Genomic DNA, 15,721 nt, shown 5'->3' with positions numbered 1-15,721 from the left:
GGATGACGGACAACGCAGCAGTGGCGGCAGAAGGATTGGTGGTACGGCCTTCGCGGGCAACCGACGGGCCGTTTTTGCAAAGTCTTTATCAAACGGCGCGGCCGGATCTGCAATGGATCGACGGCGAGCCGGAACACGTGCAGCAAGTCGTCGCCCATCAGTTTCAGGTGCAAGAGCAGGGCATGGGCGACAACTACCCCGACGCCATGCACTACGTGGTGGAAAAACTCGGCACCGCTATCGGCGCGCTGAGCACCGATTTCGGCGCCAATGAAATTCGCGTGTTGTACCTGGCGTTCATCCCGCAGGCGCGCGGCCAGGGCTTCGGCCGTGCCGTATTGCAAGGCGTGCAGAAAGCCGCGCAACAGATTCGTTGCCCGGTGGCGACGGTGGTCTGGACCAGTAATCCACACGCGCGCCGGCATTATCTGGCATTGGGTTTTGCCGTCGAAGAACGCAACCCCGCCGCCGAACGCCTCGTCTGGTACCCCCAATAACCCCCCGTAGGAGCTGCCGCAGGCTGCGATCTTTTGATCCTGTTTTTTCAAACTGAAACTCAAGATCAAAAGATCGCAGCCTGCGGCAGCTCCTACAGGTCAACGATGCTTTTGATGTTGGTTTAACGATGGCCGTGTCAGTTGAAGGTGACGTGGAAGTAAGCCAGCGCCGGGTCGCGCCCCATCGCGGGTACCCGCGAGACGAAGATCCCTTCGACCCGCCCCAGTTCCGGTAGCTCCAGGGCACACAAACCGTCGATGAATTCAGTCGGCTCCAGGCTGCTCAATTCGACGCAGAATGGCATGCGCTCGCTGTAGCGCATTTTCGCCAGCGGTTTTTCTTCGAGTTCTCCGATGTGGATCTGCAGCGCACTGCCATCGGGCAGATGCAGGGTGCCAACGCGACCCAGCAGTGCCTGGAAATGTTGGCTATGAACCGATTGCAGCATGGTCTCGCTCCAGCAAAGTGAGGTGCCGGGGGAGGTGGCTCCCCCGGCGTTCGGTCAGTTGCGCGAAGGAAAAATGCCGTTCAGCGCGATGCTGAAGTTGAGCACCAGATACGGGTTCATGATCGGCAGGGGCAGGCCATTGCCGGTCGGTGTGATGGTCCCGCTGATGGTGGTGGCTGCGCCTTTGAGCGGTACCGGCGATGCGCCTTGAGCGTCGGAAAAAATATTCGCCAGGCCCGGCCCGGTGCCCGAAGCGCCGATGTAGGCGTTGGTCGCAGTCGGCGCGCCCGCCGGGTTACTGGCCGGGTTGGCCAGTTGCACGGTGGTGGTGGCCGTGAGCCCCGCCAGGGTGTGGGTGTGGTTCGGCAAATTGTTGAGGGTGGCGGTGACTTGCTCGGCGCCGGAAACTTCCCCCATCACCCTCGGTGTCAGGCCGGGGCCGTTGCCTTGGCAGATCGGCAGGCGGCTTTGCAGGTTGGGCAGCCCGAATGTCTGCTGGCCGTTGCCTCCATACACCGTCCCCAGCAATGCAAACAGCGCCTGGTTCTGGTTGATTCCGATGATCTGACCGTTGCACAAGGCCCAGCCGCTGGGTGCATAGTTGAAGGCAAACGTCAGAACAGTGCCCATGTAAACGTCCATAAAGTCCTCATCCTTCTGATTGGTTGTCGGCGGGCCGCTAGTGAATTCAGGCTGCTGCAGTTGCCTTGGCACTCCGTGGCCAGGTCACGCCACGCCAGAGCGTAGACGCGGATTGGCAAGGTTGCCGGATGTCGTGAAAAGGCAAACCGGCATCGACGGTGCTTGTGCGGCTGACCTAAAGTGACTGGCAGGTTTTTGCGGTTCATACGGTCGTGGCGATGTGGTGCGGCGAGAGGAAACGATGGCGCTGAACAGAGTAACCCCGGTGGGCGACACCCAGGATCCGCACGCGACACCAGGGCCGTGGTTTGCCGGTTTGCGCTTGCTTCGTTGGGTCAGAGAACACTGGCTGCTGCCGATCCTGTTGTTGGCGGCGGCCGTGCGTTTTTACGATCTGACGGCTGCGGCGATCTGGGGCGATGAGGGATCCAGTCTGCTGCTGGCGCGTTACTCGCTGGGCGAGATCTGGCGCCACGCGGCCTACGATGTGCACCCGCCGCTGTACTTCATGCTGCTGCACGGCTGGATCGGTTTATTCGGCGATGGCATTTTTGCCCTGCGCAGTTTCAGCGCCCTCGCCGGGATCGCCGCCGTCTGGTTGGGCATCTGGCTGGTGGATCGACTGGCCACCCGCCGCGCCGCGATCTTCGCCGGCCTGCTGCTGGCGCTGTTGCCGACGGCGGTGCGCTACAGCCAGGAAGTGCGCATGTATGCGCTGCTCGGGCTGTTGCTGATGGCCGCGACGCTGGCGCTGGTCTACTGGATCCGGCGCCCGCAGCGTCATGCTTATCTGCTGTTTTACCTGCTGTTGATGACGGCAGCGTTCTACACCCATTACTTCGCCGTGCTGGCGGCGCTGTGCCACTGGATTTATCTGGCGCTGATCCGGGTCCAGCGTGGCTATCGCTTCCGGCATATCCAGCGCCCGGCGTGGTGGCTGGCGAATCTGGCCATCGTCGTGTTGTACCTGCCTTGGTTGCCCCATCTGCTCGATCTGACCCAGCACATGGAGCAACTGAAGGTGGGCGGGGACGTGGGCTGGGAGCCGCCGGTGAGCCTCGGCTCGCTGCCGTCGATGATCTGGTCCTGGCTGATTCAGGACGATGGCGAAAACCTGCCGCTGCCGGTGTTCGGCGCCTTGCCCCTGGCACTGTTGACGCTGGCGGCGGTGGCGGTGATCCGTGATCGCAGCGTGTCGCGGGGCAGTGTCTTGCTGGCGTTGTACACCGGCGTGCCGCTGTTGCTGGTGTTTGCGGTGTCGTTCATCACGCCGGTGTTCATCGAACGCTACTTGACCGCTTATGCGCTGGGCCTGCCGCTGTTGGCGGCGCTGGCCATCGACCGTTTGTACAGCCGCGTGCGGGTGTTGGCGCTGGCGGTGCTGGTGTCACTGGTGGCGGTTGAACTGGTCGGTGTGAACAACAACGCCACGGTCGACAGCAATGACCAGCTCGACCGGGTGGTGAACTACGTCAATCAGCATTTCCAGCCCGGCGATCGCATCGTCACCAGCGACATGCTCTGGTACTTGAGCTACGTCTACTACGATCGCACCGGCGCCTTGGTGCGCCTCTATACGCCGCCGACTGCCGATGGCCGTCCGACCCGGCCGAACGAATACGGTTTTGGCACGTTGGTGACGCCCGATGTATACCTCGACAGCCTTGCCGAGCTGAACGGCAATGGCCGGGTCTGGCTGGTCGGATCGTTCGATGATCCGGCGGAATTTCTGCCGCTGCCGCCTGCCTGGACCGTCGGCGCGGAGGTTCACGCGGGTGGCGTACAAGCACGATTGTTCGTGGCCAGATCGCCGGCCAACTGAGCCGTGACGGGACTAAAACGATTCATCTGCTTATTCGCGATTAAAAGTTAACCAGTTAGTTCTTTTTGCTCTGAGTGATATCAAAACACTACTAGTCGCAGGGTTACTAGTTGAACTACGCTCTGTCGGACAAAAGGACTTCTGATTAAGGTGAAGGGATTGCAGCAGTTCCACTTTATCTCCGGCTTGCCGCGCTCAGGCTCGACCCTGCTTTCTGCGATCCTTTTGCAGAACCCGCGCTTTCATGCCGGCATGACCAGCCCGCTCGGTTCGCTGTTTTCCAGTGTCCTCGAACAATGCAGCGCCGGCAGTGAGTACGGCGCGGTGATCGACACTGCCATGCGTCGGCGCCTGCTACGTGGTCTGTTCGAATCCTTCTATGCCGACAAGGCCGACAAGCCGTTGGTGTTCGACACCAACCGGCAGTGGAGCTCGCGTCTGCCAGCGATCCGCGATCTGTTTCCTCAGGCCAAAGTCATTGCCTGCGTGCGCAACGTGGCTTGGGTGATGGACAGCCTCGAACGCCTGTATCGCGCCAATCCCTACGAAAACACCAAACTGTTCAGCGACGCTGCCGAACGCAACACCGTTTACAGCCGCTGCGAAACCCTGGCCCAGCGCAATCGCCTGGTGGGTTTTGCCTGGGCGGCGCTCAAGGAAGCCTATTACGGCGAGCATGCCGAATCGTTGCTGATCGTCGATTACGACCTGCTCAGCCAGGCCCCGGAACGGGTGCTGCGACTGGTCTACGACTTTATTGGCGAGCCGTGGTTCGAGCACGATTTCGAACACCTGGCCTATGACGCGCCAGCGTTCGACCAGGGCCTTGGCCTGGCCGGCCTGCACACGGTCAAACCCAAGGTTGCCTTGCAATCACGGCGCACGATTCTGCCGCCGGATCTGTTCAAGCAATACGCTGATTTGTCCTTTTGGCTCGATGGCTCAGCCAGCGCCGCCAATGTCATTCGTATGAAGTCCGACGCCGCGATCAGTTGATCGCGGCGTTTTTCATTGATGCGTCACGTACCTTCGTTCGAGTTCGGGTGAGCAACATGTGGTGGACCCTTTTTGGTGGGGCAAAGGTCAAGTCTCAGGCTACCGCAGGTCAGCGTCCGCTGGCCTCGCCGCTGATCATGTCGCTGGAGCCGCGCATGCTGTTCGACGGTGCCGTCGCCGCCACCGTGGCCGACACGGCCGCGCAGGCGGATAGCCATGCCCCTACCGCTGCCGATGCGGCCAAGGCGCCGACGGCCGATCACCCGGTCGCGAGCAAAGACACCCATGGCCAGGCTGACGCCGCACCCGCCGCCAGTCCTGTTGCCGTACCGGGCCAGAGCGTGGTCTTCGTCGACTCACGAGTGAAGGATGCTGACGCCCTGCTGCAAGGGATCGCGCCCGGCACGCAAGTGGTCAAGCTCGACGCTACCAAGGACGGCCTGCAGCAGATCGCCGATTACCTTGATCAACATCACGGTGTCAGTTCGGTGCAGATCATTGCCCACGGCAATGCCGGTGATTTGTGGCTGGGCAACAGCTATCTGTCCGCCGACAACGTCGCGCAACGCAGCGCGATTCTTGGCGAGATCGGCAAGGACATGAACGTCGGCGGCGACATCCTGATCTACGGTTGCTACACCGCCGAGGGCGATCGCGGCTTGAGTTTCGTCGACTCGCTGGCGCAGTTGACCGGGCGTGATGTGGCGGCATCGAACAACCGCACCGGCGTGGGTGGCGACTGGGATCTGGAGATCGCCACCGGCACCATCGAGAGCGCCAATGTGCTGTCGAGCAAAGCCATGAGCGAATACCAGTGGGGACTGGCCACGTGGACGGCGACCAACAATCTCAACTCGGGCGTCGGCTCGTTGCGTGCGGCGCTGGCGTCGGCGCAGAACGGTGACATCGTCACGTTCAGTTCCGGCATGACCGTCCAGCTCACCTCTGAATTGCTGATCAACAAGAGCATCACCGTCGATGGCGACCTGAACAACGACGGCGTCGCCGACGTGACCCTCGACGGTCAGTACAAGACTCGCGTGGTGGAAGTGACCTCCGGCAACACCGTGACCCTCGACGGGCTGGTGATCACCAAAGGCCTGGTGGCGGGCAACGGTGGTAATGGTGGTTCAGCCGCTGCGGGGGCCATGGGCGGCGGCATTTTCAACGCCGGGACTCTGACCCTGAACAACGTGACGGTGACTGCCAACGCCGCCTCCGGCGGTGGTGGTGGCGGTGGTGTGACCGGCGGCTATGTCGGCGGTGGCGGTGGCGGCGGTGCGGGTATCGGTGGCCAGACCGGTGGCCATGGCGGTACTTCTGGCCCGGGCACCGGCACCTATGCCGGCGGCGCGGGCGGTGCCAATGCCGGTGGTTATGGCGGTGGTTACAGTCCGACCGACATGGGTGGCCGTGGCGGCACCAGCACCGGTGGCGTCGGCGGCAACGGCGGCAGCGCCGGAGCCGGTTACAGCCATGGCGGCAACGGCGGTTCGGCCAGCAACGGCACGCTGTCCATTGGTGGCGGCGGCGGTGGTTCCGGCTGGGACAAAGTCGGCGGCGTCGGTGCCAACGCGGCAGGTGGTATCTACAACGCCGCGAGTGGCACCCTGAAAGTCATCGGCAACTCGGTCATCAGCAATAACATTGCTGCCGGTGGCGGCGGTGGCGGTGGCGGTGGGGTCGGCAGCAACGGCGCCGATGGCGGGGCTGGCGGTCGCGGCGTCGGCGCGATCTGGAACAACGGCGGCGTGGTGCTGATCACCGCGAGCAACTTTGCCGCGATCAGTGGCAACGGCGCTGCCAGCGGTGGCGGCGGTCTGTCGAACGGTGGCTCGACGGGTACAACGCCGAGTGCGCTGGTGGGCATCTACAACAACGGCGGTACGCTGAACACCGCTTACGTGGAACCACCGACTGCCACCATCGTGGTCGCCGACACCGCGTTGAAAATCGGCGAAACCTCGCTGGTGACCATCACCTTCAGCCGCGCCGTAAACGGTTTTACCAACGCCGACCTGGCCATTGCCAACGGCACGCTGACCAATGTGTCCAGCGCCGACGGCGGTATCACCTGGACGGCAACCTTTACGCCGACCAACAACATTACCGACACCACCAACCTCATCACCCTCGACAACACCGGGGTGACGGCGGTGTCCGGCAGCGTGGCTGGCGTCGGCACCACCAATTCCAACAATTACGCGATCGATACCCAACGTCCGACCGCAACCATCGTGATGGCAGACACTGCCCTGAAAATCGGCGACACCTCGCTGGTGACCATCACGTTCAGCGAGGCGGTGAGCGGTTTCACCAACGCCGACCTGACCATTGCCAACGGTACGCTGACCAACGTCAGCAGCGCCGACGGCGGCATCACCTGGACGGCGACGTTCACCCCGAACGCGAGCATTACCGATGCCACCAACCTGATTACCCTGGACAACACCGGGGTGGCGGATCTGGCCGGCAACGCCGGCAGTGGCACCACCGATTCGGCCAATTATGTGGTCGACACCGTACGACCGACAGCGACCATTGTCGTTGCCGACACCAATCTGGCGGCAGGCGAAACCTCTGTGGTGACCATCACCTTCAGCGAAGCGGTGAGCGGCTTCACCGCCGCCGACCTGACGGTGGCCAACGGCACCTTGACCGGACTGAGCAGCAGCGACGGCGGCATCACCTGGACCGCCACGCTGACGCCAACCACGAGCGTCACCGACACCACCAACCTGATCACTCTGAACAATACCGGGGTCAATGACCTGTCCGGCAACGCCGGCACTGGCAGCACCAACTCCAACAACTACGCGATCGACACCGCACGGCCGACGGCGACCATCGTGGTCGCCGATACCGCGCTGAAAATCGGTGAAACCTCGCTGGTGACCATTACTTTCAGTGAAGCGGTCAGCGGCTTCACCAACGCCGACCTGAGCATTGCCAACGGCACGTTGAGCGCAGTCAGCAGTGCGGATGGCGGCATCACCTGGACGGCGACGTTCACGCCGACCAGCAGCATCACTGACGCTACCAACCTGATCACCCTCAATAACACCGGGGTCGCGGATCTGGCGGGCAATGCCGGCAGCGGCACCACTGATTCCAACAATTACGCGGTCGACACCGTGCGGCCGACCGCCACCGTGGTGTTCACGCAGAGTACCTTGAAAATCGGCGACACCTCGCTGGTGACCATCACCTTCAGCGAAGCGGTCAGCGGTTTTACCAATGCCGACCTGACCATCGCCAACGGCTCCCTGACGGCGGTCAGCAGCGCGGACGGCGGCATCACCTGGACGGCAACGTTCACACCGAGCGCGAACATCACCGACGCCACCAACCTGGTGACACTGGACAACACCGGCGTCGCCGACCTGGCCGGCAATGCCGGCAGTGGCACCACCGATTCGAACAACTACAGCATCGACACCCAGCGGCCGACCGCGACCATCGTCGTCGCCGATCCCGCGCTGAGCGCCGGCGAAACGACACTGGTGACCATTACCTTCAGCGAAGCGGTCAGTGGTTTCACCAACGCCGACCTGACCGTCCCCAACGGCACGCTCACGCCGGTCAGCAGCGCCGATGGCGGTATCACCTGGACGGCGACCTTCACGCCGACCGGCGGGATCAACGACACCAGCAACATCATCACCCTGGCCAACACCGGTATCGCTGACCTGGCCGGGAACGCCGGCACGGGCACGACCAACTCCGGCAACTTCACCATCAACACCGTGGCGCCAACCGCGACCATCGTCGTCGCGGACAACAGCCTGACCATCGGCGAAACGTCGCTGGTGACCATTACCTTCAGCGAAGCCGTCACTGGTTTCAACAATGCCGACCTGACGATTGCCAACGGCACGCTGACGGCGGTGAGCAGCAGCGACGGCGGTATCACCTGGACGGCGACTTTCACCCCGACCAGCAACATCACGGACGCGAGCAACCTGATCACCCTCGACAACAGCGGTGTGCAGAACGCCGTTGGCAACGCCGGCAATGGCACCACCAACTCCAACAATTACGCCATCGACACCCAGCGCCCGACCGCCACCGTGGTGCTCGCCGATTCAGCGCTGGGCGTCGGCCAGACCACCACCGTGACCATCACCTTCAGCGAGGCCGTCAGCGGCTTGACCCTGGCCGACCTGACCGTGGCCAACGGCACGCTCTCCGGGCTGAGCACCTCGGACAACATCACTTACACGGCGACGTTTACTCCATCGGCGGGCATCACCGACACCAGCAACATCATCACCCTGGACAACACCGGCATCACTGACATCGCGGGCAATTCCGGCAGCGGCACCACCGATTCGGCCAACTACGTGATCGACAGTCAGCGCCCGACCGCCACCATCGTCATCAGTGATACCGATCTGCGTCCCGGTGAAACCGCGCTCGTCACCATTACTTTCAGTGAGGCGGTCAGCGGATTCGACAACAGCGACCTGAGCGTTGCCAACGGTACGCTGAGCAATGTCTCGTCGAGCGACGGCGGCATCACCTGGACGGCCACCTTCACGCCGACCATCGGCGTCAGTGACGCCACCAACCTGATCGTGCTCAACAACGCTGGCATCAGCGATCTGGCGGGCAATGCCGGCAGCGGCATCACCAACTCGGCCAACTATGCGGTGCAGACCGAAGTGCCAACCGCGACCATCGTCGTCGCGGACAACAGCCTGACCATCGGCGAAACGTCGCTGGTGACCATTACCTTCAGCGAAGCCGTCACTGGTTTCAACAATGCCGACCTGACGATTGCCAACGGCACGCTGACGGCGGTGAGCAGCAGCGACGGCGGTATCACCTGGACGGCGACTTTCACCCCGACCAGCAACATCACGGACGCGAGCAACCTGATCACCCTCGACAACAGCGGTGTGCAGAACGCCGTTGGCAACGCCGGCAATGGCACCACCAACTCCAACAATTACGCCATCGACACCCAGCGCCCGACCGCCACCGTGGTGCTCGCCGATTCAGCGCTGGGCGTCGGCCAGACCACCACCGTGACCATCACCTTCAGCGAGGCCGTCAGCGGTTTTACCCTGGCCGACCTGACCGTGGCCAACGGCACGCTCTCCGGGCTGAGCACCTCGGACAACATCACTTACACGGCGACGTTCACTCCATCGGCGGGCATCACCGACACCAGCAACATCATCACCCTGGACAACACCGGCATCACTGACATCGCGGGCAATTCCGGCAGCGGCACCACCGATTCGGCCAACTACGTGATCGACAGTCAGCGCCCGACCGCCACCATCGTCATCAGTGATACCGATCTGCGTCCCGGTGAAACCGCGCTCGTCACCATTACTTTCAGTGAGGCGGTCAGCGGATTCGACAACAGCGACCTGAGCGTTGCCAACGGTACGCTGAGCAATGTCTCGTCGAGCGACGGCGGCATCACCTGGACGGCCACCTTCACGCCGACCATCGGCGTCAGTGACGCCACCAACCTGATCGTGCTCAACAACGCTGGCATCAGCGATCTGGCGGGCAATGCCGGCAGCGGCATCACCAACTCGGCCAACTATGCGGTGCAGACCGAAGTGCCGACCGCGACCATCGTCGTCGCGGATACCGCGCTCAAGGCCGGCGAAACCTCGACGGTGACCATCACCTTCAGCGAGGCCGTCAGCGGTTTCACCAATGCGGACCTGACCATCGCCAATGGCACCCTGAGTAACGTCACCTCCAGTGACGGCGGCATCACCTGGGCGGCGACACTCACGCCGACCGCCAACATCACCGACACCACCAACCTGATTACCCTCGACAACAGTGGCGTGACCAACGCCTCCGGCAACAGCGGCGTCGGCACCACCGCTTCGAACAATTTCGCCATCGACACGGCGCTGCCGACCGCGACCATCGTGGTCGCCGACAATCGCCTGGGCATCGGTGCAACCACCACGGTGACCATCACCTTCAGTGAAGCGGTCAGCGGTTTTGACCTGTCGGACATCAGCGTCGCCAACGGCACGCTGGCGAACCTGACCAGCAGCGATGGCGGCATCACCTGGACCGCCACGCTGACACCGACGGCCAACGTCAACGACACGACCAACCTGATCATCGTCGACACGGCCGGTGTGCAGGATCTGGCCGGCAACCTCGGCGCGAGCATTGCGATTTCCAACAACTACGCGCTCGACGCGACCCGGCCGACGGTGAATATCGTGGTCGCCAATCCCCACTTGGGCATCGGCCAGACCACCACGGTGACGTTCACCTTCAGCGAGGCGGTGAGCAACTTCGACCTGTCCGACCTGAGCGTGACCAATGGCGATTTGAGCAACCTGAGCAGCAGCGATGGCGGCAAGACCTGGACCGCGACCTTCACGCCGACGGCCAATGTCACCGACCCGAGCAATTTCATTGCGCTCGACACCAGCAATGTCACCGATCTGGCCGGCAACGTCGGCAGCACAGTGGCGGTGTCGAACAACTACGCGCTCGACAGCGAGCGGCCGAGTGCGACGGTCGTCATTGCCAACCCGAACATCGGCATCGGTCAGACCTCGCAGGTGACCATTACTTTCAATGAGGCGGTCAGCGGTTTCGATCTGTCAGACATCGCGGTGGCGAACGGCACCTTGTCCAACCTGAGCAGCAGCGACGGCGGCAAGACCTGGACCGCCACCCTGACACCAAACGCCAACGTCAACAGTGCGAACAACGCGATCAGCGTCAACAGTGCCGGGGTCAGTGATGCGTCCGGCAACAGCGGCAGCGGTGTCAGCAGTTCCAACAACTACGCGATCAATACGGTGCCGGTGGTCGTGCCGCCCACCGTGCCAACTGTGCCGACCACGCCGACTAGTGTCGTGATCCCGGATCCGTTGGTTCGCAGCAGCGACCCGGTGGTGCCGGCACCGCCACCGAACGTGCCGCTGCAGCCGTTCATCTTCACTCCACCAACCGGCGAGCTCGGTTCACCGCTGACCTTTGCGCCGCTGTTTGAACAACGGGTGATCGGCAACGGCATTCGTCCGCTTGGCGATATTTTCATCAATCACGGTGCTCTCAGCCGCAGTTACATCGCGCAAGTGTTCAGCAGCAGTGACAGCAGCGGCGATGGCTCCGGCCACGGGTTCCTCGGTTTTGGCGGTGGTGATGGCGGCGTATTCGCCAGCAGCACACTGGCGAGCCTGTTCAGTCAGGACCGTGCTGCCGAGAGGGATGCGCTGAACGCATTCGGCAGCCAGTCGCTCAAGGCCGGCGATATTTCCCAAGGCCTGCGCGGTGTGTTTGGCGCGCCGACACTGGGGCAACAACTACAACAACTCAAAGACACCGAGCAGCACCGGGTCGACGACCTGGCGGCAGCGCTGCAACAGGTCGGCATCAGCGAAATGTCGGCCTGAACTCACCATTACTCAACACTGTGCAGGACCTAGGGGCGATCCAGGGATGAAGAAAAGTCAGAAGTTGTTCGGCGCCAGCCTGCTGGCGCTGGCGATCAGCGGATGTGCAGTGACCAGTGACCCGATTGAACGCAGCGTCAGCGAGCAGCGCGCCAAAAGCGATCTGCAAGGCATGTACAAGGATCAGGAACCGCTGCGCGGCCCGTTGACCCTGCACCAGGCCATGGCCCGCGCGGTGAAATACAACCTCGAAGGTCGCTTGAAGATCATGGAGGAAGCGCTGGCCAAGCGGCAGCTCGACCTCGCCAGTTTCGACATGCTGCCGCGCATGGCGCTGGACGCCGGGTACGTCGGGCGCAACAACGTCAACGCCTCCAGCAGCCAGAGTGTGCGCACCGGCACCCAGTCTCTTGAACCATCGACCTCGCAGGACCGTGACCGCGACGTTGCCGACCTGACCATGGTCTGGAACGTCCTCGACTTCGGCGTCAGCTACATCAGCGCCAAGCAGCAGGGTGACCAGCGCCTGATCGTTCAGGAACGGCGCCGCAAGGTGATCAACACCATCGTCCAGGACGTACGTTCGGCCTATTGGCGAGCGATGGCCGCCGAGCGTCTGCTCAAAAAAATCGACAGCCTGATGGCGCGCGTGCAGACCGCCCGCGACAACAGCCAGACCCTGAGTGATCAGCGTATTGGTGATCCGGTGCAATCGCTCGGTTATCAGCGTTCGCTGATCGAAGCGACCCGCCAACTGGAAGAGCAGCGCCGCGCGTTGTCGCTGGCGAAAACCGAACTGGCCACCCTGATCAACCTGCCGCTGGGCACCAACCTGACCTTGGCCACTGATGACGGTTATCAGATTCCCGAGCTCAAGGTCGATCTGGCGAAACTGGAGCAGGAAGCCCTGACCAGTCGCCCGGAACTGCGCGAGCAGGACTACCAGACGCGCATCAGCGCTGCCGAAACCCGCAAGGCCATGCTGCGCCTGCTGCCAGGCCTGGAGTTTTCCGCCGGTGGCCATTACGACAGCAACTCGTTCCTCGTCGAACAGGGCTGGGCCGATTACGGCGTGAAAATCACCTGGAACCTGTTCAACGTGATCTCCGCACCCGCTGCAATCAACGTCGCCAAGGCCGGTGAAGAAGTCGCCACCGCGCGGCGTCAGGCGATGTCGATCGCGGTGCTCGCGCAGCTCTATGTGGCCAACGCCAACTATCAAGAAGCGTTGCGCCAGTTCAAGACCAATCAGCAACTGTCGGACATCGACGGACAAATCGTCGGCCAGTTGCGCAACCGTCATCAGGCGGCTGGGATCGGTGAGCTGGAACTGATTCAGGGCGAGCTGAACAACCTGCAAGCGGATCTGCGCCGCGACCTGTCGTACGCTGATCTGCGCAATGCTTATGGCCAGATCTTCGCCAGTGCCGGCCTCGATCCGCTGCCGGATCAGGTGCAGTCGACCGAAGTGCAGTCGATTGCCACCGCGCTGGCCAACCGTGAATCGGCTTGGGCGGCGGGGGATATCTCGACGCCAGTGGTGGCGCATGCTCCGGCGCAGTGATGTGCTGGCGCCGAGCGCCAGTGTCAGCCGCACCCAACGCGAGGTTCGAAATGGGCATCGCGGTGCAGCGATTCTGTTGACCGGCCTGCCGGCGGCGGGCAAGTCGACATTGGCGCAGGCGCTGCACGCCGAGTTGTTCGGGCGAGGTTTGCAAAGCTTGGTACTGGATGGCGACGGTTTGCGCATCGGGCTCAATCGGGATCTGCGATTCACCGACGCTGATCGCCAGGAAAATGTTCGTCGCGCCAGCGAGCTCGCCGCGTTGCTGGTGGAAAACGGGCAAATCGTGATTTTGGCGATGATTGCGCCACTGGTTGAGCTACGTGAGGTGTTCGCGCAACGGTTAGGTGAGGACTATCGCGACGTTTGGTGCAGCGCCTCTCTGGCTGTTTGCGAACAGCGCGACCCGAAAGGACATTACGCACGGGCGCGACGCGGTGACCTCGCTGGATTTACCGGAGTGTCGGCACCGTATCAGCCGCCAACGCAGGCGTCGCTGGTGCTCGACACCGGTGCGCAAACGGTCGAAGCCTGCCTTGATCGATTGCTGACCTGGCTCGGCGAGTGCGCGGTGTTGCCCAGGACATGAGCCGGCCGGCGTTCTCGCGTTTGCCGGTGACGGTGGATTTGCCGCTGTTGCTGCAAGCGCTGGCGGCGATTGCCGACGACGCCTGGCGCAGTCACTTCAACACCGAGTATTTTTCGGGTGACTGGAGTGGCGTCGCGCTGATTTCGGCAGCCGATGCGTTGACCGAACTGTCGCCCGGGCGCGGTGAGCCGTTGCTACGCGAACCGTGGTTGCGTGATGAGCGCTGGCGCCACGGCTTGCGCAATCTGTCGCTGAATATCGTCAGCGCTCGACTGCTGCGCCTGGGCCCTGGCGCGCGCATTCACGAACATCGCGATTACGATCTGAATGGCCCGGACGCCGATCGCCGTTTGCACATTCCGTTGCTCAGTCCGCCCAATGTCGACTTCTGGCTCGACGGCCAACGCGTGCCGATGGCTGCCGGGGAATGCTGGTTTCTCGATCTCGCCCGTCCGCACCGAGTGGATAACCGCGATACCGCTGCGCGTATTCATCTGGTCATCGATTGCAAACCCGATGCCTGGCTTGAGCAGATGATCGTCGAAGGATTGCCCGACACACCAGCGCCGGGTTTGGCCGATAACGACTTGCAGCGTTTTCAGAGGCTGGTGACTGAGGATGACTCGCTGTCACTGGCCTTGCGCACGCTGCATGACCCTGAGATGTTTATCGCCCGAACGCTGGAACTCGCGGTGGAACGCGGCCTGGTATTTTCTCGCGAAGAACTGCGTACCGCGATGCGCAATGGTCGTCGGCAATGGCACGAACAATGGAGCTGTTGAGTTTCGACGGTTGGCTGCCCATTCGTGTCTGGCCGGTCGACGGGCAGTGGCGGGTGGATTGGTGCTGGTTCGGTGACACGCCGTTGCATCAGCCGTTTTTCCGTGAGGCGGTGGACGATGCACTGCGGCTGCCCTTCAATCAGGCGTTTCGACGGCAGACGCCGCTGTCGGCGCTGACCGAATGGCAAGCGCAAAGCCCCGGCCTCGCACCAAGCGCTTTTATTCTGCACGCCTCGCGCTGTGGCTCGACGTTGATCAGTCAGATGCTCGCGCAACTCGACGATCACATCGTGGTGTCCGAACCGCCACCGCTGGATGCGCTGTTGCGCGGTGATTTGCCTGATGCCGAACGCGGGGCCGCCATCGTCGGCTTGCTCTCGGCATATGGTCAGCGCCGACGCGGTGTTGAACAGCGTTTAGTGGTCAAACTTGATGCCTGGAACATCGGTGAATGGCCGCTGTTGCAGACCTGTTTCCCGGACACGCCGTGGCTGTTTCTCTATCGTGATCCGCTGGAAATTGCTGTTTCTCATCTGCGCCGTCCGGGCATGCACATGGTGCCGGGCATGCTCGGTGATTGCGTATTGGAGGATGGGTTGCAGTTCGAGGGCCGTGAAGATTTTATCGCGCGGCGTTTGGGGCGGTTGTTGGAGGCGGGGTTGCTACATTGTCGGGATTCGGCCGGTTTGGCGGTGAATTACAGCGAGTTGCCTGATGCGATGGCAGGGCGTTTGGCGCGGTTCTTTCGATTGAATGATGTGCAGACTCAGCAGGTGTTTGCCGCTGCCGGGCAGCATGCGAAACAGCCTTCGCAAGTGTTTGTTGCCGATGGTGAAGACAAGCGCCGCGAGGCTTCAGCGCTGTTGCAGGCGCGTGTGCAGACGTGTGCGCGAGCGCCCTACGAAGCTTTGGAAAAATTGCGTGGTGCCTGAAAAGATCGCAGCCTTCGGCAGCTCCTACATTGGAACGTGATCCCCTGTAGG

10 protein-coding genes are annotated in these 15,721 nt (G+C 62.4%); 8 read left to right on the top strand and 2 right to left on the bottom strand.

What is annotated here, in order from left to right:
• Positions 1-2 precede the first annotated feature (2 nt).
• Positions 3-497: a GNAT family N-acetyltransferase gene (locus ACP3TY_RS24805; RefSeq protein WP_159814728.1), complete on the top strand. Its 495-nt coding sequence runs from the start codon at positions 3-5 to the stop codon at positions 495-497.
• 137 nt (positions 498-634) lie between these two features.
• Here the strand turns inward: ACP3TY_RS24805 and ACP3TY_RS24800 are convergent, their stop codons facing one another.
• Both ACP3TY_RS24800 and ACP3TY_RS24795 read right to left on the bottom strand, forming a co-directional pair.
• Positions 635-946: a DUF6916 family protein gene (locus tag ACP3TY_RS24800; protein WP_008080325.1), complete on the bottom strand. Its 312-nt coding sequence runs from the start codon at positions 944-946 to the stop codon at positions 635-637.
• A 54-nt stretch (positions 947-1,000) separates the two neighbouring features.
• Positions 1,001-1,588: a phage tail protein gene (locus ACP3TY_RS24795; RefSeq protein ID WP_159814729.1), complete on the bottom strand. Its 588-nt coding sequence runs from the start codon at positions 1,586-1,588 to the stop codon at positions 1,001-1,003.
• A gap of 241 nt (positions 1,589-1,829) precedes the next feature.
• Here ACP3TY_RS24795 and ACP3TY_RS24790 point away from each other — a divergent pair, with 241 nt between their 5' ends.
• The 7 genes from ACP3TY_RS24790 (at position 1,830) to ACP3TY_RS24760 (ending at position 15,670) form a co-directional block, all read left to right on the top strand.
• Positions 1,830-3,410, top strand: coding sequence for a glycosyltransferase family 39 protein (locus tag ACP3TY_RS24790; protein WP_426618708.1), 1,581 nt, complete (start codon positions 1,830-1,832; stop codon positions 3,408-3,410).
• A gap of 150 nt (positions 3,411-3,560) precedes the next feature.
• On the top strand, positions 3,561-4,406 hold the full coding sequence (locus tag ACP3TY_RS24785; RefSeq protein ID WP_159814731.1) for a sulfotransferase family protein: 846 nt from the start codon (positions 3,561-3,563) through the stop codon (positions 4,404-4,406).
• 56 nt (positions 4,407-4,462) lie between these two features.
• The gene (locus ACP3TY_RS24780; RefSeq protein WP_426618707.1) at positions 4,463-11,803 is read left to right on the top strand and encodes an Ig-like domain-containing protein; all 7,341 of its coding nucleotides are present in this window, start codon (positions 4,463-4,465) and stop codon (positions 11,801-11,803) included.
• Between the two features lie 46 nt (positions 11,804-11,849).
• The gene (locus ACP3TY_RS24775; RefSeq protein ID WP_426618706.1) at positions 11,850-13,367 is read left to right on the top strand and encodes a TolC family protein; all 1,518 of its coding nucleotides are present in this window, start codon (positions 11,850-11,852) and stop codon (positions 13,365-13,367) included.
• Positions 13,351-13,956 carry an adenylyl-sulfate kinase gene (gene cysC, locus ACP3TY_RS24770; protein ID WP_426618705.1) on the top strand — a complete coding sequence of 202 codons (606 nt, stop codon included), beginning with the start codon at positions 13,351-13,353 and terminating at the stop codon, positions 13,954-13,956. Before ACP3TY_RS24775 ends, cysC begins: the two co-directional genes overlap by 17 nt.
• Positions 13,953-14,738, top strand: a complete 786-nt coding sequence (locus ACP3TY_RS24765) for an aspartyl/asparaginyl beta-hydroxylase domain-containing protein (protein ID WP_426620522.1) — start codon at positions 13,953-13,955, stop codon at positions 14,736-14,738. Before cysC ends, ACP3TY_RS24765 begins: the two co-directional genes overlap by 4 nt.
• Positions 14,726-15,670, top strand: coding sequence for a sulfotransferase family protein (locus ACP3TY_RS24760; protein WP_426620521.1), 945 nt, complete (start codon positions 14,726-14,728; stop codon positions 15,668-15,670). Before ACP3TY_RS24765 ends, ACP3TY_RS24760 begins: the two co-directional genes overlap by 13 nt.
• The last annotated feature ends 51 nt before the right edge of the window (positions 15,671-15,721 follow it).

The sequence above is a fragment of the Pseudomonas rustica genome, assembly GCF_049959085.1.
Lineage (GTDB): Bacteria > Pseudomonadota > Gammaproteobacteria > Pseudomonadales > Pseudomonadaceae > Aquipseudomonas > Aquipseudomonas rustica.
This window is presented reverse-complemented; position numbering and strand designations above follow the sequence as displayed.

What these genes read in the sequence shown, in the direction of transcription:
- ACP3TY_RS24805 (WP_159814728.1), top strand. Translation starts at nt 3, where the DNA reads ATGACGGACAACGCAGCAGTGGCGGCAGAAGGATTGGTGGTACGGCCT.
- ACP3TY_RS24800 (WP_008080325.1), bottom strand. Translation starts at nt 946, where the DNA reads ATGCTGCAATCGGTTCATAGCCAACATTTCCAGGCACTGCTGGGTCGC.
- ACP3TY_RS24795 (WP_159814729.1), bottom strand. Translation starts at nt 1,588, where the DNA reads ATGGACGTTTACATGGGCACTGTTCTGACGTTTGCCTTCAACTATGCA.
- ACP3TY_RS24790 (WP_426618708.1), top strand. Translation starts at nt 1,830, where the DNA reads ATGGCGCTGAACAGAGTAACCCCGGTGGGCGACACCCAGGATCCGCAC.
- ACP3TY_RS24780 (WP_426618707.1), top strand. Translation starts at nt 4,463, where the DNA reads ATGTGGTGGACCCTTTTTGGTGGGGCAAAGGTCAAGTCTCAGGCTACC.
- ACP3TY_RS24775 (WP_426618706.1), top strand. Translation starts at nt 11,850, where the DNA reads ATGAAGAAAAGTCAGAAGTTGTTCGGCGCCAGCCTGCTGGCGCTGGCG.
- cysC (WP_426618705.1), top strand. Translation starts at nt 13,351, where the DNA reads ATGCTCCGGCGCAGTGATGTGCTGGCGCCGAGCGCCAGTGTCAGCCGC.
- ACP3TY_RS24765 (WP_426620522.1), top strand. Translation starts at nt 13,953, where the DNA reads ATGAGCCGGCCGGCGTTCTCGCGTTTGCCGGTGACGGTGGATTTGCCG.
- ACP3TY_RS24760 (WP_426620521.1), top strand. Translation starts at nt 14,726, where the DNA reads ATGGAGCTGTTGAGTTTCGACGGTTGGCTGCCCATTCGTGTCTGGCCG.